The following is a 26,467-nucleotide window of genomic DNA, read 5'->3' on the forward strand; positions in this document are numbered from 1 at the left end:
ACTATAATCTTTCCTATGCTTGACGCCAAATTAAAAATTCGTGAGTTCAAGTCGCTGGATGAATTCCGCACCTGGTGGGAAGGAACTGAGGTTGCTCATTTCTGCCGGGATTATCCGGAAGAGGTTGCTTCGCTCAAGGAACATCCTGATATAAAACTTTGGCTAACCGTTCTGGAAAATATTCCGAAGCCACTGCCGGTCGATTTTAAGACTTTCGGGAAATATACCATCGAAAAAAAATTAGGGCAGGGCGGGATGGGGGTTGTTTATTTAGCCTATGACCAGATTTTAAAACAAGCGGTTGCCCTTAAAATCATGGCATTGAAAAGCGAATCTGAAATGGAACGTTTTCTGCGTGAGGTGCGGGCTGCCGCCAGGCTGAAACATCCTAATATTGTCCAAGTTTATGAAGTCGGTACCGAGGGACAATACCATTATTTTACAATGGAGTATATCGAAGGGCATTCCCTGAGTGCTTTGATTCAGAATGAGCCTCTAACGCCGAAAAAGACGGCAGAGATCATCCGGGATATCGCCATCGCTCTCGATTACGCCCATCACGAAGGCATTATTCACCGCGACCTTAAACCGGCTAATATTTTGGTGACTGCGGATCAGCGGGTTTACCTGATGGATTTCGGGTTAGCGAAAGAGATGGCTGGGTTGGAAAAAGCCTTGACCTTAAGCGGGACGATTATGGGCACACCGGACTATATGTCACCGGAACAGATAAGAGGCGAGAAGAAAAACATAGATGCCCGGAGTGATATCTTCTCTCTGGGGGCAACATTTTATCATGCCCTGACCGGGCAAACGCCTTTTCTAGGCCGGGGACTTTATCAGGTATTGGAAAGGGTGATTAACTCTGAGCCATTGCCTCTCCGGAGATTAGTGCGGAATCTCCCGCGTGACATGGAAATCATTTGCCTGAAATGCCTGGAAAAAGAGCCGGAACGGCGGTATCAGACGGCTCAAGCTTTAGCCGATGACCTAACCGCTTATCTTAAGGGCGATAACATTTCTATCCGTCCTGACGGATTGTTTACAAAACTGCTCCGGAAAACAAGGCGGCATAAAATAGCGGCTTTTTCCCTTTTGGGCGCCGTTGCGGCTATCATAATAGTAATTATTGTTACCTTCGCTATTGCCTCCGTTAATACCAGGCGACAGATAGCAGAATTGCGTAATAATGCTTTAAGGGCTTACCAGTTGAATAATTTTCCGGAAGCTTTGATGTTGGCTAATCAGGTCCTTACCCATTCTCCGAAATATGCTAAAATGATTGAGCTTCGTAATGAATGCCAGATTGCTTTAGATAAAGACAAACAAGAAAGGCAACAACGGGAAATCGAACGAAAGCAAGCTGAGCAGGAACAAATCAATAAGCAACAGGCGGAAGAACTCCGTGCTGAGGCCAAAACTATTTTAGACGGCGTGGTTGATGACTTGCCGCCGGACCAGAAAATAGAAGTGGCGAAAGAAGCGCTTGTCAAAGATCCGTCTTTCGGACAGGCATGGCTGTTTATCGGCAGGACTTATAAGGCGATGGGCAAAGAAGACAACGCTTTAGACTCGTTCCGCAAGGCGATAGAAGTGGAGCCGTCTTTGTTTTCGGCCTACTATGAAAAGGGGTTGATACTGGCTGCCAAAGGCCTTCGCAAGGATGCGATAGCCGATTTCAGCAAGGCTATTGAATATAACCCAAAATATGACCAGGCGTTTTATAAGCGGGGGACACTTTATTACGCCCAAGGTGATTTCGACCTTGCTATCAGTGATTTCCAAACCACCATTCTGCTGAATCCGGAATTCGGCGATGCTTATAATGATATCGGCAGTGCTTACCTGTCGATGGATGATGTGGATACGGCACTGATCAAATATAGTAATGCCATTACATTGTTTTCCGGCTTGTTAAAATCGTACCAGGATAAAACCGCGGAATTAGTTAAAGCCGGAAAGATAAGCGAGGCTATGTCCGAACATAATCCTAAGGAAGATGAAATAATCGCCATATTGGCAATACTTTATACCAATCGGGGGGTTGCCTATCAGCAGAAAAAACAATATGATACGGCGCTGAATGACTTCACGGATGCCATCAAAATATATGGCCGATATCCCGCTTCATACTATAGCCGGGCTTTTGCTTATGCCGAAATGGGTGATATTAGCCAAGCGGTTGCCGATGCCGAGACGCTTATCAAACTATTCCCGAACAGCGCCGAAGCCATCAGTATTATCACTTCATTAAATCAATGGAAAAAACAGTTAAATAAGTAGTTTTTACTGTCAACTAATCAACTATTGGAATATTTCTTTGTTACCTTGATATCTCCCTGATGAAACAACCCGCTCATCCATCGCATCGGGATTCCGATGCGGTTCTTCCGGAATATCTTCACTCGACAGATATAACCTTGCCTGTTCTGCAAAAAACAACACTTAATAAAATATTATTTTTTAGCATATTTTGCAATAATCATAGTCTAATCTATATAAGAATGATAAGGAGACAAATTATGAAAACTATTTTTTTATGGATGGCCTGCTTGATAATTGCCCTCATTAATATTGCCCATGCCGTTCCTGTTGCGCCTAATGAGACAGGCTACACGGCTGAAGTATTGAGCGTGACTGCTGATAAGCAAAACAATAATGATGTCCTCAAAATAAAGCTGAAAATCATCTCCCTTACAGCCCAGCCGGATGTGAAACCTCCTCAAGAGGAAATGGAAGCGGTTTTATACTTGAAAAGCTTTAAGCCTGCCGATATCCCGGAGCTTAAAGCGGACGATATTGTTAATGTCGTGATAAGCCGATGGGGTGATGAGCGCGGACAATCCTACCACATTATGGGGTTAAAATTAATCGGGAATAAATACCGGATGTTAATCAAACAATTGGGTGATAAGGATTTCGAAAAACGACAACAGGCCCAAAACGAGCTTGTTAAGTTCGGAAAATCTATAGAGCCAATACTCAAAGAATATATCAACGATCCTGATACGGAAATAAAATCACGCGTCAACGCCATTCTGGAGGAATTCAAATGGCAGGGATGGGGACCGGAGAATAAAGGACTGCGCTGCCTGGTGGCCAGCGATAAGACATCATATACTATGGATGAGCCTGTTAATATTACCTGTAAAATTGCTAATCTTTTAAATAAACCGCAAAACCTCAATGCAAACAGCTTACATATAATGGGATTGAATACAAAAGCATTTGTAAGGTTCAGTTTGAATGATAAAAATGGAAAAGAGTTTCAATTTAAAGGCGAAGGATATGAGGATAATAAAACTCATGTATTAGAAATTGCCGCCCTTGAAACCAAAGCCATCTTCACGACTGAACTTAAAAAATGGTTTGATATCACCGCAGCAGGGGAATATACGTTCAAAGCGGAATTCATGCTTGACTATACTAATGTCCAGGTGGCATCCAACCCATTAGCGATAATTCTCGCCGAAAAGAAAGCGATTGACGAAGAAGGCATAAATAAACTCATCAAACAATTAGGCGATAACGAATGGGAGATAAGAGAAAAGGCGACACGAGAACTAATTGTGGTTTGCGGGCAGATAGGGGAGTCGTCAATCGCTATTCTTAAATCACTCCTTGAAAAGGCGGATGACCCGGAGGTAAAGATGAGATTAAAACTTGTCTTATCTGAACTGAACGGCTGTTTTGGAAATCTCCTTGCCAATCCTTCTTTTGAGGATGAATTAAAGGGTTGGAAAATAGTAGATAACTGGAATAACTCTAAAATTAAACTGGTGAAAGCGGAAAAAGGGGAAGCGCCTGACGGAGATTATTATATTGAAATGTGGCATGACCCGGCAATGGGGGATAAAGCCTGGTCTTCCAGTTGGTCATCCTGCGGGCAGGAAATCAGAAGCAAGTTAAAACCCGATACTTTTTATGAGATTAAATTCAGCTATAAAACAGGCCATAATTTTGGGTTCAGGGTTACTATTTCCGACGAAGCCATGGTAATGCACAGCACTGACATTATTGCTATCGGCAAATTGTTGCCGGATGGTAAATGGCATGAGGTAACCGGCACTGTTAAATTTACGAAGGAACAATTGGAATACGAGCCGTTTTTTACTTTTATTTATGACTATTCTACTCCCGGCACGATTTGGTTTGATAAATTGAGTTTTAAAAAGGCTCTTGTTCCGGTAGAAGAGAAAAAGTGAACCCAGCTGGGGTGGTTCTAAATAGGGAAGAATAATTGAACTAATTAACTAAGCAACGGTTGAATTATGCCCTCTACCCTAATTATTGACAATATACTGCGGAGTTTTTATACTCATCAATATGGTCGATACCAAATTAAAAATACGGGAATTTAAATCTCTGGATGACTTCCGTTTATGGTGGGAGGGAGATGAAGTAACCCAGTTCTGCCAGCGCCATCCGGAAAAGGTTGCCCGCTTGAAATCACACCGCTGGGTGGCTCCCTGGATAACCAGGCATACCCAGTCCGAGGGTGAGGAAATAAAACAGCCCTCCGGCAAGTCGTTCGGCAAATATATCATAGAAAAGAAGCTGGGGCAGGGCGGGATGGGCGCGGTGTATTTAGCCCATGACCCGGCGCTCAACCGTAAAGTAGCACTCAAAGTAATGCTTCTGAAAGGAGAGCTGGCAACTGAACGTTTTAACAGGGAAGCCAAAGCCTCTGCCAAGCTTAAACATCCGAATATTATCTCCATTTACGAAGTAGGCGCAGTTGGCAAATACCACTATTTTACCATGGAATATATAGAAGGCAATTCGCTGGACAAGCTGATAGCCGATAAGAAATTAACACCCAAACGAACCGCAGAAATCATAAGAGATATGGCAAACGCCTTGCATTACGCCCATAGCCAGGATATCATCCACCGCGATATCAAGCCTGCTAATATCCTGATAGATAAACAAGGCAAGGTTTACTTAACCGATTTCGGCCTGGCAAAGGAATTAAGCGGGACCGAGCATTCCCTGACCATGACAGGGACGATTATGGGGACAGCCGATTATATGTCGCCTGAGCAGGCACAAGGCGATAAAAACAAGATAGACGCCAGAAGCGATATATTCTCTTTAGGAGCGACTCTTTACCACGCACTCACCGGGCATACGCCGTTTAAAGGGAAGGAACTCTACCAGATACTGGAAAGTGTGGTGCGTAAAGACCCGATTCCGCCCAGCCGTTATATAAAGAATCTATCCAAAGATATAGAAACCATTTGCCTGAAAGCACTGGAAAAAGAGCAAAAGACGCGTTACCTGACAGCCAAGGAATTAGCCGATGATTTAATCCGCTATATTAACGGGGAAGCTATATCAGCCAGGCCGATTGGGTTTATGGGCAGGATACTCCGCAAGGCTAAGCAAAATAAGATTGCCAGCTTGTCAGCCGGCGGGGTGATTGTGGTTTTAGCCGCATATTTCCTGATAAGCTATTTCGTTTCACAGGCTGATTTCAAAGGGAAAGTAGAAGAAAACACAAGACTGGCTTATCAGGAATTTGAAAGCGGCAATTACGAGAAAGCCATTGCCTACTGTGATTTGGTTTTGGATTTGGTGCATTACGATGAAAAGATAGATGAATTAAAAGATAAATGCGATAAAGCGATAACTGAAAGGAAACAAGGCGAGAAAAACACGGAAAAACGGCAGAAGGCCTTAGCCTTATTACAGAAATTAATAAGTATAAGAAATCCGCAAGAACAGATTAAAGTGGCGCAGGAAGCTTTAGAGATTGACCCTTCATGCACCGATGCTTATTTGTTTATGGGCGAAGCTTATGAGCTATCTTTCAATGATTATAAAAAAGCAATCGAGTGTTATACCAAGGCTATTAAAGCTGATTCTTCACTGCCGGTTTTTTATTTTAAGAGAGCGTGTTGTTATAGGGAAACAGATGAAACAGGTAAGGCTATTAATGATTATACCAAGGCGCTTGATTTAGAGCCGAATAACACCGAGTTTTTATATGGACGGGCGCTGGCTTATGAAAAAAAGAATGATTGTGATAATATGATTAAGGATTTAAGCAGGGCAATTACTCTTAATCCTAAAGATGAAAGATTTTGCCGCAGGAGAGGCGGGTATTACATGTCGGTTAAAAAGTATGAATTAGCTGTAAAAGATCTTGATAGGGCTATAAAAATACGCCCTGACGCAGAAACTTATAATAATCTTGGGTTTTCATATGATAACATCGCAGTATCATATGATAATATAGGCTTATTCCCTGAAAGAGATGAAGCCTGTGATAACGCAATAAGAAATTATACTAAGGCCATTGAGTTGGACCCGGATTACGGCATGGCTTATTTTAATAGGGGATGCTGTTATTTTTTGAGGCTGAATAAATCGGCTCAGGCGATTGATGATTTTACAAAGGCGTGTAATAATGGTTGTAGCAACGCATACTGGTCGCTTGCTTTGTGTTATGCAAAAATGGAGCAGTTTGATAAAGCAATCGCCGCCGCCCAAAAATATATTGAGCTCTATCCGGAAAGCGATGAAGCAGCCTCTTTAAAAAACCAGATGAAGCAATGGCGGAAATGATTTTATACCTTATGAAACCGCTTCTAATCACTAATTAACTTTCGAGTTTACTTCTTCGTTATCAGGATATCTCCCGAATGAATCAACCTGCTTGGGCTATCATAGGGATTACGCCGCCGAAGGCGAGCCTCCCGCCCATTAAAGCGAGGTTCGCTGCAGGCGACGCCAAAGGCGGGATGAAACTCTTCCCGGGCATTATCATTCGGGATAGATACGACCCGGCTTGTAAACAATTTCCCTTGACAATTGCGTAAGCGAGGAATATAATCGCACATAGTATGTCCACTAAAGCGATTCAGGCAAAAGTTATTATAGAAAAGCCGGAGCAACTCCAAATCCTCTGGCAGGTGCATTCTACTTTTAACCAGTATTTACCTTTTGTTATCAAGCAGATGTACCGGATGAAACGCGGTGAAGCAGGTAAGGAGTATCAGGAAATATTTAATTCTATTTCTTCCAGCCAGAATGCTGTAGGTAAAATGGAAGCGGTAACTGATTTAAACTGGGAAACCAGTAAGGCAGATAGTGAAAACGAGAGAGACCAATGGGCAAAAGTCGCGTCTAAACTGGTAAAAGATAAGAAAATACTATTTGACCGTAAGAAAGAATTACCGAATATTTCCAGTGAATTCCGCCGTAAAATCTTTGAGATGGCATTCCAACTTATTTCCGGACACGATGAATTGATGAAGAATTGGAAATCAGAACATAAGAAATGGATAGAAGATAAGAAAAAATGGGAAGAGAAAAATCAGCAATATCTAAAGGTTAGATCAGTATTTGACCAGTTTGAAAAAGCGGTTGGCGGTAAGGTTACTGGTCGCCGTCAGCGATGGCATAAGTACATAGAATTCCTTAAATCCCATCCTGAATTAGCCGCTTGGCGTGGCAAAGAAGCCAAAGTGTTAGAAATCTCTGATAAGGCAATGAAGAAAATCGCTAAAGCTCCTCTTCGCAAGAAGAATTCTATTTATGCAAAGGAGTTCTTCAAGATAAACCCAGAATTAGAAGCACTGGATAGAATTCATAATTACTATGAAAGAGAATTTGTCCGGCGAACCGCTAAAAGGCGCAATTCAGATGGATTCAAACATCCGCCTACTTTTACACAGCCTTCTGCAATTACTCATCCGGCTTGGTTCCAGTTTAAGAAGGGACCTGGTTATCAGGCTTTGAATATTAAAGATAGCTCTGTGGAATTGAATACTTTTAAAGGCTGGCTGAAATTCACCTTTAAGGCAGACCCAAGATTATACCAATTTGAACCAGTCAAAATAGTTAAGACCACGCGCGGTGGCAAGGAAAAGGAAGCTGATAGCTATGAATGGACTGACTCCAATCTACAATGTAAGCGCCCGGTAGATATTAAGGGGATAAAATTAGTCTTTAGAAATATTGAGTTTGAGAACAAGACTGGTAATCTTATTAGTGCAGACCCGTATCTTATTTTTACCTGCGATATACCTGATTTGTCCTCCAAGCATAAGCTCCGCCAGGATTCCTGCGATAAATATTCATTTGACTGGGTGCGTAAAAGAATAATGAACGACACGGACGGGAAAATACCTGTTACCTGTGCAATCGACCTTGGTATCAGGCATTTAGGCGCAGCAACTGTCCGTAAAGATGGCAAGATTATCCGCACCAGAATAATCTGGGAAGATTCCGTCTACGATACTAATGATTCTACAAATATTTACCAGCGAGGCCCCGGTCTTGGGCATATTGCTTTACACAAACGCCAGATTAGTAAGATTCGCAGTCTGCGCGGCAAACCGATTAAGGGAGAAGAATCTTCTATTGAACTCCAACAGCATATTGATAATATGGGCGAAGACCGATTTAAGAAGGGTGCGCGTAAGATTATCCAGTTTGCCCTGGGATTAGATGGCAGTAAAAATAATGATATTAAGGCAGATTTAATACTCATAGAGAAACTCGGCGGGAAAACATTTGTGCCTATGGCAGAGAGAGAACATGGGATTAATAAAGCCTTGATTAATTGGAATCGCGGCAATTTGGTTACATGGATTAAACGCTTGGCTGTGGATGCCGGGTTAAGAGTGGTGGAAGTTCCGCCTGCGTATACTTCGCAAGTCTGCAGTAAATGCGGAGAATTTGGCAAGCGATATTCGTATGAGAAAAATAAGGAAAAACAGATAATCGTAAAAGATGACCCATGTGGTAAACTATTTAGATGCTCTAAACTTGGTTGTTATGCAGATGTTAATGCTGATTATAACGCCTCGGTTAACCTCCATAAGAAGTTCTTTGGTGAAATGTCTGATTACCAGAACCTCAAAGACAAATTTGAGGAATTTAAGAAGAAAGTAGTTGACTTCTTTGCCGGAAATAAGTAATATATTATTGCCTTCGGGTGACTAACGCGAAGGTGCTATTAGCCTATAGGGTTAATATGCCGAATGGGGTACCACACTTTGTGGTCTTGTGTTAACAACCGCTGGCTGTAAGGGCTTCGGCCTGATGCAGACTTGAGCGAGTCCCGAAGAAATTCGGGATAAGTGCGGCGGCAAAACCCCGTCGAATCTTTCCTTTAGGTAGCGAGCGGGGGCGGAATTCAGAGCCCCGCTTACCCGCTCGCTTGTTATTACTCGTTAAGGCTCAAGGAATTAGAGTGAATAGTGGATTTAGTATTTATAACTAATAACCTGAATGATGCGACCATTCGCATTTCGCTCTTTAACAATTTGGAAATTAACGAGTTAAATAAAAGCCATAGGAACGGCTCTGAATAAAGGAAAGGTTCGGACACCGTATTTAGTGGGCACTTCGACATTTATCGTTTCTCCTTATAGGAACGGCTCTGAATAAAGGAAAGGTTCGGACACAATTCGCGCCTGTAAAATAGACGTTCTCGAAGCTCATATAGGAACGGCTCTGAATAAAGGAAAGGTTCGGACACTACGCTGAAATGTAAAGGAAAGTTGGTTCCGCATTCGCATAGGAACGGCTCTGAATAAAGGAAAGGTTCGGACACGGGATGTGCGAATGTGAACGTTTCCAGAATGTCAAGGGATAGGAACGGCTCTGAATAAAGGAAAGGTTCGGACACATGGGTATATACGACCCCGAAGAGATAGAATCTATCCATAGGAACGGCTCTGAACCCCGCACATAAAAACCATGTGCGGGACAGGTGACGGAAAGGTTTTAAATTATCACACGGTTGCTTTTTACTTAAGTCATACCACCTAAATTTCCGAATAAACTATCAAGAACACACTTCAGCTATGCGTTTCCTTGACATTGTGTTATAGTGTTCGTGAGAGGGTATGACTTGGAGTGGTATATGCCCAGCAATACAGAAAATCTGCCTGTTTATTGTCTCAATGCCTTTGTCTATTGTACACGTAGGTTTTATTATGAATATGTTGAAGGCTTGAGTGTCGTTAATGACGCGGTAGCTGATGGCCAGATAAAACACCGCCGGGTAGACGAAGGCGTTGGCAAAACGACCGCCCCGGACGAAGAGACACTACAGACCCGCAGTTTCCATCTTTCGTCAGAGAAATACGGCATCACCGGTAAGATAGATGTTTTAGAAGAAAAGGATAGCGAATGTTATCCGGTAGAATATAAGAAACGAGCCTGTCCCCGTGACCAGAACGACCAGCCTTTTGTCTGGGATAATGATAAGATTCAACTCTGCGCCCAGGCATTACTGCTGGAAAGCAATAATTATGGGAATATAGCCAAAGGCTATCTTTATTACGTTGGCTCTAAGATACGGGTTGAAGTCGTTTTTGATGATACACTACGGCAGAAGACAATAGAGACCATTCAATCCGCCCGCGCCTTAGCCGATAGCGATAAAATTCCTGAACCGCTTAAAGATGATAACCGATGTATCCACTGTTCGCTTCTGCCTATCTGTTTGCCTGAAGAAACCGGCGCGATAAAATTACCACCAGACCCCGCCAAACCCATCAGACGGATTATCCCAGAAAAGTCAGAGGGCTATGTGGCTTATCTCAACCACCAGGGGGCGCGGGTCACCAAGAAAGGCGAGAATCTGGTTATCCTTGATTCCAAGGGCGAGAAATTGCAGGAACTTCATCTTTATCATCTGGAACAGATAGTCGTCTTCGGGAATATTTCTATCAGCACACAGGCATTATCCTGCTTACTGGAAAATAATATCCCCATCGTTTATCTTTCCATCCACGGCAAGTTTAAGGGCGTAACCACCGGTATTCCGCCTAAGAATATCTCATTAAGAATGGCGCAATATGAGGCGGCGAATAACCAGGCGCTGGCGTTAGCAATCGCCCGTTCCATCACCGCTACCAAGGTTCATAACCAACGGGTGATGCTGATGAGAAATGCCCAGAATAACACGAAGCAAAGCGGAGTCCCGAATAATATCGGGAGTGAAGAAGCCAAATATAAACTCCAACATCTTATTTCGGAATGTGTAAATGCACCTGCTTTGGAATCATTGCTCGGATTTGAAGGCACAGCCGCACGGTATTATTTTGGCTCGTTCAACGAGATGCTAAAGCGAAGCGACAGTCCCGAAAGATCGGGAATCCAATCGGGATTAAATGGCAATGGTTTTACCTTTTCCTTTGAGGGCAGGAATAAACGACCGCCGTCTGACCCGGTTAATGCCTTGTTATCTTTTGCATATGCACTATTGGCGAAAGACTGTTTCTCGGCTTGTTTGACCGTTGGCTTAGACCCGTATTTAGGGTTTTATCACCAGACTAAATATGGCCGTCCGGCATTGGCGCTTGACCTGATGGAAGAATTTCGTCCGATTATTGCCGACTCGGTTGTCCTGACGCTTATTAATAACAAGATGGTATCCAACAATGATTTCCTGATTAACAACGGAGCGAAGCGGAGTCCCGATAGCCATCGGGGAGGTGCCTGTTACCTTACAGAATCCGGCAGACGTTCTTTCTTTGAGGCGTATGAAAGACGGAGAAATGATGTGGTAACGCATCCGGTGTTTGGCTACCAAATGTCCTACGGTCGTGTTCTGGAAACACAGGCTCGTTTACTTGCCAGAGTAATTACCGGCGAAGCACCGGAATATATCGGCTTCAAGGTTAGATAAATCCCCTCTGACAAGAGGGGTAGGGGTGTGTAAAATGAATTATTACATTATCGCCTATGACATCGCCGACCCCAAAAGATTAAACCGCATCCATAAAACACTTAAGGATTACGGCAACCCTTTACAGTTTAGTATCTTTGAGTGTTACTTGACACGTAAGGATTTAATTATACTACAGGATAAATTAGAGAGAATTATCAATAACGCCGAAGACCGGATTATTGTTCTTGCTTTATGCCCGCCCTGCAAAGACCGGATAACGATTATCGGCAAACAGGAAATGCAGGAGCAACCAAATGGGGCAGTAGTAGTATAAACTATGCACAGAATTAACTTACTTCCTCGTCACCAATATATCCAAATACAACCCGGCCTGCTCCTTGATATACTTATAATCAATATGGCATTCGCCGCCGGTTTCGAAGTCATTCAGGTTAAGCGATTTATCAACGTACCCGGCGACCATCTCATTAGTTGTATCGTTTTCTTCCTTGATAATCGCCGTATCATATCCGCTTGCCACGATATTGGCGCCTGCCTGAATGAGGCGCTGGTTTATCGCCGCCTTGAAACTTCCTTTCAATGCTACCTTGGTAATCAATATGGGCATGCCGTTAACCTGCTCATCACCGGAAAGCAACCCCTCGGCGATATTATCCTTGGTGAGCCAGAGTGCCGTTAGGGGAGCGACACCGAGCCCGTCCACTTTAGTGCCGGTAAATGGCAATACTCTGGCAAGCACCCCGCGCGAGTAATTCTCCTTGGCGTGCTCCACGGCTTCCTTGAAACGCTTTGCCGGGATGCCGTCCACCGTCTCGTAAGCCTTTTCAAGATTATTCTTGCCGACCACCTGGCTTTGGTATCTGATTTCATCAGGAATTTTCTTCAAGAGCTTGGCGTTGGTCCGGACGGCATTGATGTGGAATCCGTCGCGCCATTTCTCTCCCAAATCCTTAAAGGGCTCGGTATACACGGGGACGGCCTTGGTCATGTGCAGTAAGAGCTTCTCATCGCTTTTCTTAGGCATAAATACTCCTTTCCGCAGATAAGCAATATCAATCTGACTAAGCAGTTGTTAATTGCTCACTGTTTACTTGTTACTTTTCACTAATGGGGGAGTGGTCTTAACCAATCCCTATCTTTCTATCTGGTAAGCTATCAGATTATGCGAAGATAGTCAAGAATATTCATCACAAAGGGCATATCCGGCTATTGTAGTAGGTGGACATGTAGACAGTGCTGATAGGCCATGGTAATATTGACGGTTAGGCATAGTTATAAATACGGTATGTCATGGTATAATTATCCGTATAATATATAGACATAGCTAATAGGATATAAACATATTGTCTGTATGCTACAATAATAATGACTATGGGTGATATATATGATGATACATGGATTTATAATACAATACTATAGGTCAATATAATATAGTTACAGGGGCATAATAGTATAGTGTGGGGGGGAGGGGGGCCATGCCCCCCTATGGTAGTATATATAGTAGACTAGTTGAAGTGGTTACACTACCTGTTGTATGAACCATATCGGGGTTTATGGAGTTATAGGGTTAGTAGGGTTTGGAGAGTCTATCGAGCCTATGAAGGTTATTGGATGGGTGAGATGACGATATCTTTAGCCTGGTCTCCGTTATTATCCACCATATTCTCACCAAGACTATAGAGCCAGAGCGTGCCTTTATCATCCACCTTATGTATAAAGGGATAACAGGGAATAGTATGGACGGTTAGCGTTGTTCCTGTAGGCAGATTTCGCAATCGCGAATTAAATCTTCCATCTGTTTCTTCATGGCATGGCCCGGCGCTATTTTAATCAGTTTTTTAGCGTCTTCCATTGCTTTTTGGTAATCTTTTAGTGCCACATAAACATTAGCCCGGTTATAATAATTATCCGGGTCTGCCGGGTTTAATTCTAATGCCTTGGAGAAATTTTCCATTGATTTAGCATAGTTGCCTTTTGCGTAATAACAAATGCCATTCAAGGAATAAGAACCCGAGTCCGCCGGGTTTAATGAAATGGCTTTTTCAAAATTCTTAATTCCCTCGTCCCAGTTTCTCAAATTGGTATACGCATAACCGATAAAATAATAATACGTTGGGTATTCCGGGTCGGTTTTTGAGGCGTCTGAGGCGATTTGCAGTTGTTTTTGAGGGTCACCCGCGGCTTGCGTTATCAGCTCTTTTATTTTTTTCCTTTGTTCATTCAGCGCCTGCAGGCGTCTGGCTTCCTCTTCCTTTAGGCGTTTTTCATCTTCCAAACGCTTATTTTCCGCTTCCGCTTTATCGGTTTTTTCCTTTATTGCCTTGGCGCATTTATCCCGCAGGGCAATAACTGAATCATCGTCCGGTGCGAGCGCAAGCAGGCTGGCACATTCGGTCTTGGCTTCCTCGAATTTCCCTTCTTCGTAGTAATCCAGGGCGTTTTGGCGGTGCCGGGCAATACGGAGTGCGGTTTCGTTTGATGATATAACAGAGTTTACCGTAAAAACAGCCAGCGTAATGGCTATCGCCACCGCGGACGCCGATAATGCTTTATGCTTCATTATAACGCGGTATAATTTGGCAAGCGGTCCGACCGGTCGGGCGGAAATGCTTTTCCCGTTTAAATAGTTTTTAATATCGCCGGCCAGTGCGCCGGCAGTTTGGTAACGGTCTTTCCTTTCTTTTTCCAGTGCTTTCAGGCAGATGGTTTCGATATCTTTAGGCAATCCTCGGACAAGGCTGCTCGGTGGTGCAGGAGCTTTGCGTATCACTTTTTCCAGTATCTGGTATAATTCCTTGCCTCGGAACGGAGAATGTCCGGTTATGGCATGGTAAAGGGTGGCGCCTAAAGAGAAGACATCGCTCCTGGCATCTATGTTTTTCTTTTCACCCCGCGCCTGTTCAGGCGACATGTAATCGGGCGTACCCAGTATCGTCCCGCTTAAGGTAAGCGAATGTTCGATTCCATCCACATCCTTTGCCAGCCCGAAATCCGTTAAATACGCCTTGAGTTTATCCTGAGCCTGGTCGAAGGATTTATCTATCAGGATATTAGATGGCTTAATATCGCGGTGGATGATTCCCTGGCTGTGGGCGTAATCCAGCGCCGAGGCAATGCTGGAGATGATTTCGGCAATCCGGCGTACCGGTAGTTTTTTATCCTTACTGTGGATGCAATCCTCAAGTGAAGGGCCTTCGATATATTCCATGGTGAAATAATGGTATTTGTCCACTGTGCCGACTTCATAGACCTGGATGATATTGGGGTGTTTTAGCTTGGCAGAGGCGCGCGCCTCGCGCATGAAGCGTTCGACGGCGTCCTTGCTTTTAAGGACATTATTTTCAAGGCGACCTGCCTGTTTAAGCCCGGGTCGAGCGCCAGGTAGACCACACCCATACCGCCCTGTCCCAATTTTTTTGTCAGCTGATATTTACCGAAAAACTTGGCCGAGACCTGCGGGGCAGTGTATTCTTTTTTTAGCTCCTCCAGCCACGGTTTTACCCAGCGGTGTACTGCCAGCCGGCTGATTTTTTCCGGGTGGCGGCTGCGGAACTGGGTGACCTCCGCGCTCGCCCACCAGGCATTAAAATCCACCATCGATTTAAACTCCCTGATTTTAAGCTTGGTTTTTTCCATGTGTAAATAATACAAATATTGCTTTATTTTATCAAGTAATAATGCAGCACTGTGAGGTTATGGGGCATGTGGCTATGATATTTGAATGGTTATTTCATGGGGGAGAGAAGGATATCATCCTTCTGGTCGCCGTTATTCCCTATCAGGTCTTCGCCTTGCCCCCGATTTAATATACAGGCGGAGGTGGATTATTGGCTTTCTGAGGATGCTTTTCCCAGTTTGCATATCCAAAGGGCGCCTTCTTTTACCACGTAAAACAATTCGTATCTTCCCAGCGCATCCTTTAAGGATTCTTTTAAGGGTTTATCTGCAATGGAAAAGCTTTTTATGGTAGCCGCATCAACAGTTTCCATGGTTTCCACTTCGCAATAAATCATTATATCATACTTGTCAACCAGGTAGTTTATTAAATCAGTCATAGTATGGGCCTTATCAATAATGATATTTTCTTTGGCTGTTTCAAGGACATTAAGTATTTTCTTTTCTGATTTATATTCGTCTTCTATCAATCCCACGATTGCCTGAGTTTTGTATGCCAGTTCGTAAATATTGGTATTGGCATAAGCGCTTTCGGCAACTTCCTCAATAGTTGTGATGTATACCGCATCATTTTTCACTACATATGACCAGCCCATTGTTTTGAGGATGTCTCGTAAAGCTGATTTTATTGGAATTTTTGCGGGACAATAGTATATCGGCAAGCACTGCTCAAGGTTGAATTTCTCATTAACATTGAATTTAACCTTGGGCTTATTCTCCGAAACAGGTAACGATTTTTCGATATATTCAACCAACTGTTTTAAGGTAATTTCTTCAGAAAACTGAAAATCTATCCGGCAGTTTAAGGCGTCAATAACCGGCTGCGGCGGCAAAGAAAATCTATCCCGGATTTGCCTGGCACGGGTTTTTACCTCCGGGTCATCGTTTTGGGTCGCTGAGTAAATAGCCTGGCCGAGATTATCCAGCCTGGATTTGATATCGGCTAATTCTTTTTCTTTTTCGCTGACCTTCTCGCTGATATTATTATAGTTTGTTTTCTCTGCTCTTAAAACATCTGTTTCTTCCTTTAATTTACGCAACCCTGATAATATTTGGGCAGCGATTTCATTTAATTTCTGGCTTGCCTCATCCCGTGTTTCCCAGTCTTCATCCCCCAATTGCTTGATAAGTTCGGTGATTTTAGCGTAATCAAGTTTAGTGTCCGCTGGTTTAGAATCTTCTGCGCGGACTAAAAACGCCAAGAGGCTTGCCATAATCATGCCTATCAGCCATATCTGCTTTTTCATGTGTTTCTCCTTTTATTCGTGCACTTCCGTTGATGAGTATACTATTTAATGGCGGCATGTCAAGGGTAAATCTAGAGTTTATAGGGTTCGCGGAGTCCATGGAGTCTGAAGAATTTGTGGAGTCAATACGGGGACCAATGGTTATTTAAGCGGGGAAATGAGGATGCCATCTTTCGGGTCGCCGTTATTATCTATCTGGTCATCGCCAAGGCTATAGAACTGGAGTATGCCTTTATCATCCACCGAATTTCTGGGCGGTGTGGAGACTATCAGTTAATTAGTGATTAGTGAATTAGCAGGGGAATCAGCCTTTTTCTAATCAACTAATTCACTTCTTATCTTCTTTTGGCGCAAAGAGTTTGGAAAGTTCTTCGGGAAATGACGGGGAAAAATCAGCATAACTGCTCAGCGTAGTCAAAAACTTCTTGTTTCTGCCTAAGATATCATAAATTCCTACCGAATATATGCCGGATGGCTTCTCATCTTTAGGTGCGTAACCGAGAAGCAGAAACCATTTGTTATCAGGGCTCCACTTTAACTTCGGGATTCTCATCGGGTTTTTATCATGTCCATAATCATTGAGAACCGTAACTTTTTGGGTATTCTTGTCGTTGATATCGCTGGTGAAAAGAGACATCGCCGCTTTATCAACAAGCCAAAATGCTATTTTTTGGCCGTCCGAGCTCCAGCAAGGTTCGCCTTCGTAAATATTTTCATCATCTTTGGCATCAGTAAGTTTTTTGAGATTCTGGCCATTTGAGTCAATGAGATAAATCCGCCGGAAGCCTTCTTTATTCCTGAAAGCAAAGGCAATCTTTTTATTGTTCGGGCTCCAGTTAATTGTATTCAAACTCCATAACAGTTCGCCTAATTCATCATTCTCATCCTGGAAAGAGATATCATTAGTCAATCTGACCTGATTTTTTCCGTCCGAGTCCATTATATGAAGCTCAGGCATTTCTTTAATATAGGAAACAAAAGCAATCTTTTTACCGTCTGGGCTCCAGGACGGGCTGACATTCTGACGTCTATTTTTAGTAAGCTGGGTGAGGTTTTCCCCATCCGCATCAACCGTAAAAAGCTCGTATTTTTCAGTTGTTTTGTCCTGAGCGTCTTTATTTGAAAGGAATAAAATCTTCTTGCCGTCCGGGCTCCAGCGAGGATTCAGGTTGTATCCGCCATTATTAGTTAATTGCTTTCGGCCAGTTCCTTCTCTGCTAATAATGAATATTTCACATTCATTGTTTGTATTCATATTAAAAGCAATCCTTTTACCGTCCGGGCTCCATTCGGGGTTCCCGGTCATTAGCATATAACCGCCTCCAGCTGCCGGAATGGTGTCGTGGAATATAAGTAATCGTTTGTTCTCACCGTTGTAATCCGCTACATAAAGCTCCTGTTTGGCGCTTTTTCCTGTCATCGCCGCCCATTCTACATAAACTATTTCATTGCGAAGTAGTTTTCGAAGGATGCCGTTAATGTGTATAGCACGAGTTTTTATTTCGAGGTCAATGCTTTTGGATGCTTCGTTCAGGGATTCGGCAAGATGCTTTATTTCTGCCAAAAGCTTTGCCAGCTCCTTATCATTCTCTTTACTTTTAGCCTCATTCCTAACCTTTTTATACTGCTCAAATAATTTACCGCCGTATTCAATTAAATCATTCTGCGCCTTATCCCGCGTTTCCCAGTTGTCATCGCCTAACTGCTTAATCAACCCGTTTATTTTAGCGTCATCTGGTTTGGTATTCGTTTGTTTGGCGTCTTCGGCGCGAACCAACCAGACCAAAAGGCTTGCCAGTATCATGCTTACGAGACATATTCGCCTTTTCATGTATTTCTCTCTCTTAATAATAGCAGGTTATTTAATTTCATTTTCATTTACGCCTAATTCTTTTAAAGCTCTCTTGGCCCTGTTCCGGCTGCCCCATTCCGAAACACAGCTCTGGATCCTGCTTATTTTTATAACGTGTTCAATAACTCCTTTTTTAACTTTATCCTTTGCCCCAAGTTCGACCAGTGCAATCGAAACCACTCCCTGTTTTGTAGCATCTTTGTCATCAAGATGTTTTACAAGTTCAGTGATGACATCTTTATTTCCGGATTTGCCGCATTCAAGGATTGCATTGATACGAACAGATTCATCTTCATCGGCAATTAGTGAATGTATCTCTGTGATAGATTCCCTATCGCCCAATTTGATAAGTCCAATAATGGCATTAATGCGCACGGTATCATCTTGGCTCTTAATCATTTTACGTATTTCCGGTATTGATGAGGTATCCACTAATTTAGAAAGTGCTTCTATGGCTGTAATGCACACGCTGCAATCAGTATCTTTAAGCATCTCCCTGATTTGGGCCGTCTGTTTTTTGCCGCCTGACTTTCCGAGCATTTCAATCACTGCGCATCTCACTTCGGATTCTTTATCCTTAAGGAGTTCGGGTGCTTTAGGCAGGAGTTCTTCATCACCTAATTCAGCAAGCGCCGCAACCGCTGCCGCGCGAATTCGACCGTCTTCACCATCGAGAAATTTCCTAATCTCATTGACGGACGCCTTGTCGCCTAATTTAGAAAGTGTATATATAGCTTGCACCCGAACCAGATGCTTTGAATCGCCAAGAAGCTTGCGTATTTCCGGCAAAAAATCTTTATCATCCATGTTGCCGAGCGATTGGGCCGCTCCTAATCTTATAAACTGCTCTTCATCAGTTAATAGTTTCCTGATTTCAGGCAATGCTTTCTTGTAGCCGAATACTCCCAAGGCGTAAATAACGTCATAGCGCACTTGCCCGTTTTCGTCATTAAGCAATTTCATTATGGACGGAGCGGTTGAAGTAATCGGCCCCCAGAAACGGTCCTTGCTTATTCTTATAAGCTCTGATTTTTGCTCCGCGCTTAATCCATTGCCGCCATCCGCAAGGATTTCACTTATCAAAACTGAGATATCCTCCGCGGCTATTTTATATTGGACGCTTTCGTTTGCGGCCACGTTTTCCATCAATTCAAATTTACTGACACAGGAGTCTACAGAACCTAAGTTAGAATACATATCCGGGAAAACCGTGAGGAATGAATCAGAGAATTTAATCCGTTTTTTAACCTTAAGCGTTTTTAGTATTTTTACGGCGCGGGAGCGTATTTCAGGCGCGTCGCTTTTCGATGCTTCGTCAAGAGACGGCTCTATTTCCGGGTGTTTATCGATTGGCCAGTCTTCCAGGGTTTTCTGAGCTTTCTCACGCGTTTCCCAGTCGTCATCTCCTAATTGTGTAATCAACCCGTTTATTTTAGCGTCATCTGGTTTGGTATTCGTTTGTTTGGCGTCTTCGGCCCGAACCAACCAGACCAAAAGGCTCGCCAGAATCACGCCTATCAGCCATATCTGCTTTTTCATGTGTTTCTCCTTTTATTCGTGCGCTTCTGTTGATGAGTATACTATTTAATGGCGGCATGTCAAGGGTAAAATCTAGAGTTTATAGGGTTCGCGGAGTCCATGGAGTCCGAAGAGTTTGTGGAGTCCATAGAGTCCCGGGGAAATAGGGGAGAGGGGTTGTTTTTCCGTAGAATAATTTTTTCTTGATTTAATTTCCTTTTATGTTCTAATATCGATAGGGGTTACTGGTTAAGTTTGATATAACACGTATTTGATTATGGAGAATAACATGGGACGTATCGTGTTAGTAATAATGGCAGTGACGGTGATTTTCGGCGCGGTTGATTTTGGCCGTCCGGCGGAGACCCAAACGGTTTCTGTGCCGGAACCAGCCGACGGCAATAATTATAATAAACTAATGCTTCAACTGGGCGATAATGATTGGGATGTGCGTGAGGCTGCCCATATCGCTTTGCAATCCGGAGCCGAGAAGCTATTCCAGGAATATCGTAGAGCAAAGAAAACACTCCGGAAGGAAAAGAATCCCTCGGTTGAGCGTAAACTGACGGAACTGAAAGAAGAAATCCAAAAGTTAATAGAGGTGATTTGGGAAGGGCGACGGGATTCTGACCCGGAAGTGGTTCTGCGCACAAAGATGATATGCCGCTATCTTTACTCGCTTACATGTCCAAAGATTTTATTTATAGATATTAATAAAGGGACGCAGATATACCTTATGGATGCAGATGGGCAGAACCGGCAGGAAATAACCAAAGATAATACGCAAAAGGATTGTCCTGCCTCTAACCATGACGGCAGCAAAATTGCTTTCAGCGGCGGCGTAGAAGAAAAAATGGATATTTATGTAGCTGATTTAGTGGAAAGTGTGAACGGATGCGAGGTGAAGAACCAGTTGAAATTAACCAATAAAGGCCATAATATTAAACCGGCATGGAGCCCGGACGGGACGAAAATCGCTTTTGTTTCTGACCGCGATGGCGAATTCGAGATTTATGTGATGGATGCGGACGGTAAAAACCAAACCCGGTTAACAAATGACATGGGTTATAACAATTCGCCTTCCTGGAGTCCGGACGGCAGTAAAATCTCTTTTGCTTCAATGGGCGGCGATAATCCGGGAATATACACTATGGATGCCGATGGCCGGAATCAGAACAGGCTCTTTGACGGACTAAAAGAAACTTCGAACATAGCATGGAGCCCTGATGGAAGTAAATTAGCGGTTGTTTCCAATATAGAGCTTCATGTGTTAGATGCCGACGGAAAGAATCAGAAGCGCCTGACTGATGAGCAGGTGATGGATATGCGTCCTTCCTGGAGTCCGGACGGAGCGGTGATTACTTTCGCCATACTGACGAACCAGCATATTGGCGTAGCCGTCGTGGATGCAGAGGGGAAAAAAGTCACGCTTTTGACCCCAGTTGATGAGGATAATTTTAATACCGCGCCGTCCTGGAAACCGACTGAGCTGGAAGAATTTATCGCTCCTCTTTCCGAAAAGAAGTAAAAATCCTGCGTATATAGTTAAAGAATTTATAGGGCAATAGTCAGGGTTTCTAAGGTGGATGGTTTTCCGGTGATTTTTCGCATACCGTGCTATCATATCACCAGTTAAATAATCTAGGCGCTTTAATATGAATAAAACAATTAATTATTTGGCTTCGCTAAATCTTTTGATATATATTGAAAGTTAGTTCATACCGAATTGCCTTCTTATCGCCGGAATGCCATACGTTACCTTGCCAAAATGGAGAGACAAGAAAGCACGCATTATTGATATAGAAACTACGGGATGGCTTACCGGGCATCCGTAAAACAGCATTGTTGACACTGCAGGGTGTTTCCGGTAAAACCTTTGAGTTTGATGAACAGGCAAGTGAAGCAGATAGGGAAAAGGCTATTCAAAATATAGAAAAGTGGTGGAGTGAAAATAAAAAAGAGACTCAATAGTTTCCCGCAGGGTCAGGGCTTTGCTGGCACTACGTATAGGATTCATAGAGTCCATATGGTTTTAATTAGTGGGGGAGTGAAAAATGGGGGAAAGCATGGCTTTCCCCCATTGCTATTGATAGTATTTTATTTTTTATTCTTATGCTCACAATTGTCACCGCATTTTGGGTCTTCTTTGCCGTCTTTATGATCGCAATCACCGGTGCATTTGCTGTTTTTCGCATCTTTCATTTTCTTATCGCAATCGCCGGCGCATTTGCCTTCCTTTAAGCATTTATCATGGTCAGGGCACTGGTCACAGCCATCATGCATGTGTTTGTGGCCTTCTTGGGACTTTTTTTCTATTTCTTTTACCGGGCAGCTATCGCAATCACCTCCGCAACCGCCTTGTGTCCCGTCGGGATAGTTGGTTTTCAAGGTTCCGAGAATCTTTTTGTATGCATCTTCCCCGCGGATATTATCCAAATCCGTATCCTTTTCCATGTGTTTCCAGTCGAAATAACCGCTTTCGACGGATTTATTAAGGTATTCACAGGCTTCTTTTTTACTGCCTTTCAAGGAATACGCACAGCACATATTGTAATATGCAAATGTTGCCTTTGGTTCTGCTTTAAGAAGATTATTGTAAAGCTCGATGGTTTTATCGTAGTCGCCTTTTTTCATGTAGGTGCAGGCTACGGCATCGGTTATGCTCGGTTCATTAGGGAAACGTTCAAGAAGCTTGTTATAAATTCCCAGAGCCTTGTCATTATCGCCTTTCATGGTGTAGATATTGGCGATATTACCGAGTAAGTTCGGGTTATCCGGAAAATCTTTGAGCATTTCATTGTAGATAGCAAGCGAGTTGTCATAATCACCCTTGAGGGTATAAGTATAAGCGAAACTTGCTTTAACATTGGAATTGTTGGAGAGTGTTTCATCCATTTGCTTTAAGATACCAAGCGCTTTATCGTAGTCCTCTGCTTGTAAAGCCATTCCCCACTGTTGGGATAATGTTTGCATTTTTTCTTCTATCTGTCCGGCTTTTGACTTGCAATTATCACAGGGGCCTTTCCCTTCGGCTATCGGGCATTTTTCCCCGTCGCTTTCGCAGGGAATCCCCATTTCCTGTATGGGGCATTTCTCGTTGGAGGCGGCGGTTTCGGTGTTTTTAGCAGGTAGCGTACCGGTATTTTTCGCCGTGGTAGTGCTTTGGGTGGTTGTTTGCTGGCAGGCGGCAACTGCTATAAGCATCCACATGGCCAGCACAATATGTAATATCCTTTTCATTTTCTGTTCCTTTCTATCTATTTTTTACTTTTCTTTGTTTTCTTGGCTTTCTTTCCGCAACAACATCCGCACATCAATTATCACCTCCTTTAAATTCTATTGTTGTTTTAAACATTTATTGCATTTTTTGTCAGTTGCCCCCATGTCTATTAGCAACTGTTTCAATATTTCTTGCTCCACTTCGCCGATAGCACAAACGATATTCGGCCCGATACGAACCAGTGCATAGTTGAATCCTTTTGATTTAGCCGTATAAATTTCATAGCATTTTTCTAGGCGCGCTTCGGCTTCAGGGAAAGCATTCAAGTCGTCTTTTGGTAACACCAGGATTGATACCGGGATAGAGTTATAATCTATGACAATATGCATTGCCTGCCGTTGTTTCAATGTGCACATACGTCCGCCTCTGAGGCTGCAATCCTTTTTGCATGTTGTGTAAGTGTTACAGTCAGGCGTTTCTCCCTTATATTGTGCATTAAAGTATTTATTCAATGTTTCAGGTGAATCTGTTTTTAAATCAAGCCGGAAATTCGGACGGAGGACTGATTGATGGATTTGCTCGGCAGCTTCTAATAAATCAAGTGAAGATGATGCAGGCGGAAATAACAATAGCATCCCGAGAGTAATCATAATAAGCGCGGCGGATGCAATCGGGACGAAGTAATTTAAGAGGCGTTTTTTCAGCCCGGAGTCCCCGAGTGAATCTATTGCTTTCGCCCAAATTTCAGCATCATTTCCAGACGTTTGGGCAAGTATTTTAACCAGGTTCTTTTCAAGCCTGGCTTCTTTATCAAACCAAGCGCGGCATGACGGGCATTTTGAAAGGTGTTCTTTTACGGCCGAATCCGTCGCGGCATCCGGTTCTTTATCCAAATACCGGTTCAGGTGTTCTTTAATATTTGAGCAGTTAATCATAATACACCTTGTTCTTTGGCATAATTAAGGAGTTTGCTTCTTAGTTTTATGCGGGAACGCGCCAGATTACCCATAACGCTGCCGATTGGTATTTCGAGTGTTTGGGCGATTTGGGCATAATCCAGCCCCGCCAATGAACGCAGTAAAAATACCGAGCGTTCGTTATCGTTTAAAACAGAGAGTGATGTTTTTACTTCATCGGAGATTTTTTCCAGAATCCGGTCGCTGCCTTCCAGCAGTTTAAGATAATCCGGGTTATCCGTTTGTTGTGGGGCAGTCAAACAGGTCTCATCATCCAGCTTGACCATCCTGTTGGATTCTTTGTTGTATTTTCTGTTCATATTAAACACGGTAAAAGTGGCTATTTGGAAAATCCAGCTTTTAAAATCAGTTCCTTCCTTAAAGTGAGCGAGTTTCTCATATGCTTCTGTTAGGACGTTTTGCAGGGCATCTTCCATATCATCTCTTTTCCACAAGAGATGTTTTACATATCCTGATAAAGGCTGTTTCAGAGGAGCCAGCAACTCTAGAAAATGCGCCTGTTTACTATCCATATATATTAATGTTACAACCCGTTTGAAATATTACAAAATTAAATAATATTAAATGTTTTTACTTGGATGGTTTATCAATAATGTGTTTTAGTATGGAGTAAGTATTTTTTGTTTATTCCCGATATTTTTTGAACCAAAGCGTGTTTTTTACGTTTATATAATATAGGAGGAGAATCGTATGAGAAAAAACACTTCATTTATTGTAATCATATTCTGGATGATTTTTGGTTTGAGTATATGGATGTATGCAGGGGAAGGACAGGCTGCTGAAGGGGATGCGGAAATGCAGAAACTTATGGGGCAACTGGGCGATAATGATTTTGATACCAGGGATTTTGCGATGCGTCGTTTGATAGAAATAGGGGAGCCTGTCTGGCCTTTGTTGGAAAAGGCCTGCGATTCCGAAGACGCGGAAGTAAGACTGCGTGCCAGGCTTATTGCAAAAGAAACAGGGATGATTTTACCGGCTCTAAAAAAGATCGTTGAGCCGTTACTTGAGAAATTAAAATCCAGAAACGACGACGAGCGTTGTAAAGCGTTGGATGAGGTATTGAAAATAATACCGGCTTATTCACTAAAGAAAATACTTTCTGCAGCACCGGGGAAACTGGAGATGTCTTTTATCGCTCCGCCGCTCATTACCTCGACTGTCGGAGCGAAACTTGAGTTTAAAGTTAAGGTGACTAATATTGATACTAAGCCTTTTTGGATTGCCAAAAGCGCCGTAAATAAATATTACCCGTCCTATGATACTCATCTGGATATAAAAAAGACGAATTGCGGTCCGCATATTAGTGAGACTGGTGGCGGGGGAGGGCGTGGCCGTGTTTGGGGAGACGGGAGGATGAGGCTAATGGGAAAAGTTGTTTTGCCTAATCCGTTAAAGGATTTTATCCTGTTGGCTCCGGGGGAATCTATAGAGGGCGCGGTTAACAGCGCATCCCCGGATGAATTATTCATGAAAGTAACCGCCATTGGTTTCTATAAAAGCGGTAAATCAGCAGTCGTAGAATCACTTAAAAAATGGGAGAATGACAGTCCAAACAACAAAGGGTATATTGAAACATATGATTTGCTTAATCCCTTTAACGGGACGGTCAGCGCTACTTATTACGTCCAGGCGCTGGAGTTCCCGAAAACGGACAAGGGAAATACACAGCCAGTAAACGGGCTGAAAATAATAACCGATTTTGAAAAGGCGCAGTTTAATGCAGGCGAGGTGATAAAGTTTGCGGTAAGCTTTACCAATACGGCTAACGAGATAATAAAACTGACCAAACACGAAAAATATGGATATCCATTATGGGCGGTTATTGAGAATAAAGGAAATGTTTTGGTAGGCGCGGTTGGAAACGGTGGATTTTCCGAAACCTGGTTTACGATGATGGACAACGAGTTTGAGGCGGTTGAACTGATGCCCGGGGAAACAATCTGTGAGCCTGTCGCCATTGATAATTTTAAGAAGGGGGCAGGCGATTATAAAATAACAGTCGGTTACAGGGCGGATATGGGGGAAATTAAGTTATTAAAGGAAACCGGCACCGGTGAATCCGGAGAGTTTTATGGCACAGAGGAAAAAGTTTCTATCTGGAAAGGCGAGGCTATCGGAAATACAACAGTTTTTGAAATAATTGAAGGGTCGGGCGGCAAATAGTAGGGCGTATTATAAGTTTTTTTTCGAAAGCACGCATACCTTTAGATAAATCGAAAGCTTTAGAAGGTGTGTTTTTTGTCTTTGAAAGACGTTTATTTTTAAATCCAAGTGAAGCCCTGGTTGTAAGAGGAATGGTGGAGAGTAAATCTAAAAAGG

Annotated in this window: 19 protein-coding genes and 1 CRISPR repeat array; of the genes, 9 read left to right on the forward strand and 10 right to left on the reverse strand. The window is 43.0% G+C overall.

The window, feature by feature from the left end:
* The first annotated feature begins 15 nt into the window (after positions 1 to 15).
* The 7 genes from HY811_04425 (at position 16) to cas2 (ending at position 11,969) form a co-directional block, all read left to right on the forward strand.
* Positions 16 to 2,283: a protein kinase gene (locus HY811_04425; protein ID MBI4834050.1), complete on the forward strand. Its 2,268-nt coding sequence runs from the start codon at positions 16 to 18 to the stop codon at positions 2,281 to 2,283.
* A gap of 239 nt (positions 2,284 to 2,522) precedes the next feature.
* Positions 2,523 to 4,205, forward strand: a complete 1,683-nt coding sequence (locus HY811_04430) for a carbohydrate binding domain-containing protein (GenBank protein ID MBI4834051.1) — start codon at positions 2,523 to 2,525, stop codon at positions 4,203 to 4,205.
* A gap of 121 nt (positions 4,206 to 4,326) precedes the next feature.
* Positions 4,327 to 6,570 carry a protein kinase gene (locus HY811_04435; GenBank protein ID MBI4834052.1) on the forward strand — a complete coding sequence of 748 codons (2,244 nt, stop codon included), beginning with the start codon at positions 4,327 to 4,329 and terminating at the stop codon, positions 6,568 to 6,570.
* A gap of 77 nt (positions 6,571 to 6,647) precedes the next feature.
* Positions 6,648 to 6,824 (forward strand): hypothetical protein, encoded by a 177-nt coding sequence (locus HY811_04440; GenBank protein ID MBI4834053.1) that lies wholly within the window; start codon positions 6,648 to 6,650, stop codon positions 6,822 to 6,824.
* A gap of 24 nt (positions 6,825 to 6,848) precedes the next feature.
* A complete protein-coding gene (locus HY811_04445) occupies positions 6,849 to 8,930 on the forward strand; it encodes a transposase (GenBank protein ID MBI4834054.1) in 2,082 nt (693 codons plus the stop codon).
* A gap of 376 nt (positions 8,931 to 9,306) precedes the next feature.
* Positions 9,307 to 9,717: a CRISPR direct-repeat array (repeat unit 37 nt; unit sequence ATAGGAACGGCTCTGAATAAAGGAAAGGTTCGGACAC).
* Between the two features lie 163 nt (positions 9,718 to 9,880).
* On the forward strand, positions 9,881 to 11,653 hold the full coding sequence (cas1, locus tag HY811_04450; protein ID MBI4834055.1) for a CRISPR-associated endonuclease Cas1: 1,773 nt from the start codon (positions 9,881 to 9,883) through the stop codon (positions 11,651 to 11,653).
* 34 nt (positions 11,654 to 11,687) lie between these two features.
* On the forward strand, positions 11,688 to 11,969 hold the full coding sequence (gene cas2, locus HY811_04455; protein MBI4834056.1) for a CRISPR-associated endonuclease Cas2: 282 nt from the start codon (positions 11,688 to 11,690) through the stop codon (positions 11,967 to 11,969).
* Between the two features lie 18 nt (positions 11,970 to 11,987).
* On the opposite strand, the gene HY811_04460 is transcribed toward cas2, so the two are convergent.
* From HY811_04460 to HY811_04490, 7 genes are all read right to left on the reverse strand, one after another.
* Positions 11,988 to 12,680 (reverse strand): hypothetical protein, encoded by a 693-nt coding sequence (locus HY811_04460; protein ID MBI4834057.1) that lies wholly within the window; start codon positions 12,678 to 12,680, stop codon positions 11,988 to 11,990.
* Between the two features lie 580 nt (positions 12,681 to 13,260).
* Positions 13,261 to 13,431 (reverse strand): hypothetical protein, encoded by a 171-nt coding sequence (locus HY811_04465; GenBank protein ID MBI4834058.1) that lies wholly within the window; start codon positions 13,429 to 13,431, stop codon positions 13,261 to 13,263.
* Positions 13,401 to 14,957: a protein kinase gene (locus HY811_04470; protein MBI4834059.1), complete on the reverse strand. Its 1,557-nt coding sequence runs from the start codon at positions 14,955 to 14,957 to the stop codon at positions 13,401 to 13,403. The genes HY811_04465 and HY811_04470 overlap by 31 nt, the downstream gene beginning before the upstream one ends.
* Positions 14,927 to 15,292: a hypothetical protein gene (locus tag HY811_04475; GenBank protein MBI4834060.1), complete on the reverse strand. Its 366-nt coding sequence runs from the start codon at positions 15,290 to 15,292 to the stop codon at positions 14,927 to 14,929. Before HY811_04475 ends, HY811_04470 begins: the two co-directional genes overlap by 31 nt.
* Positions 15,293 to 15,480: 188 nt before the next feature.
* Entirely contained in the window at positions 15,481 to 16,578 is a 1,098-nt protein-coding gene (locus tag HY811_04480; protein ID MBI4834061.1) for a hypothetical protein, read from the reverse strand.
* A gap of 328 nt (positions 16,579 to 16,906) precedes the next feature.
* The gene (locus tag HY811_04485) at positions 16,907 to 18,409 is read right to left on the reverse strand and encodes a PD40 domain-containing protein (protein ID MBI4834062.1); all 1,503 of its coding nucleotides are present in this window, start codon (positions 18,407 to 18,409) and stop codon (positions 16,907 to 16,909) included.
* A gap of 27 nt (positions 18,410 to 18,436) precedes the next feature.
* Positions 18,437 to 19,969 carry a HEAT repeat domain-containing protein gene (locus HY811_04490; GenBank protein ID MBI4834063.1) on the reverse strand — a complete coding sequence of 511 codons (1,533 nt, stop codon included), beginning with the start codon at positions 19,967 to 19,969 and terminating at the stop codon, positions 18,437 to 18,439.
* Positions 19,970 to 20,237: 268 nt separating this feature from the next.
* Between HY811_04490 and HY811_04495 the strand changes: the two genes are divergently transcribed.
* Positions 20,238 to 21,476, forward strand: a complete 1,239-nt coding sequence (locus tag HY811_04495) for a PD40 domain-containing protein (GenBank protein ID MBI4834064.1) — start codon at positions 20,238 to 20,240, stop codon at positions 21,474 to 21,476.
* Positions 21,477 to 22,045: 569 nt separating this feature from the next.
* Here the strand turns inward: HY811_04495 and HY811_04500 are convergent.
* The 3 genes from HY811_04500 to HY811_04510 all read right to left on the reverse strand — a co-directional run bounded on the left by HY811_04500 (position 22,046) and on the right by HY811_04510 (position 24,657).
* A complete protein-coding gene (locus HY811_04500; protein ID MBI4834065.1) occupies positions 22,046 to 23,188 on the reverse strand; it encodes a tetratricopeptide repeat protein in 1,143 nt (380 codons plus the stop codon).
* A gap of 96 nt (positions 23,189 to 23,284) precedes the next feature.
* The gene (locus HY811_04505) at positions 23,285 to 24,103 is read right to left on the reverse strand and encodes a zf-HC2 domain-containing protein (protein ID MBI4834066.1); all 819 of its coding nucleotides are present in this window, start codon (positions 24,101 to 24,103) and stop codon (positions 23,285 to 23,287) included.
* A complete protein-coding gene (locus HY811_04510; protein MBI4834067.1) occupies positions 24,100 to 24,657 on the reverse strand; it encodes a sigma-70 family RNA polymerase sigma factor in 558 nt (185 codons plus the stop codon). Before HY811_04510 ends, HY811_04505 begins: the two co-directional genes overlap by 4 nt.
* Positions 24,658 to 24,835: 178 nt before the next feature.
* Here HY811_04510 and HY811_04515 point away from each other — a divergent pair, with 178 nt between their 5' ends.
* On the forward strand, positions 24,836 to 26,311 hold the full coding sequence (locus tag HY811_04515; protein MBI4834068.1) for a hypothetical protein: 1,476 nt from the start codon (positions 24,836 to 24,838) through the stop codon (positions 26,309 to 26,311).
* Positions 26,312 to 26,467 lie beyond the last annotated feature (156 nt).

This window comes from Planctomycetota bacterium (genome assembly GCA_016207825.1).
GTDB lineage: Bacteria > Planctomycetota > MHYJ01 > JACQXL01 > JACQZI01 > JACQZI01.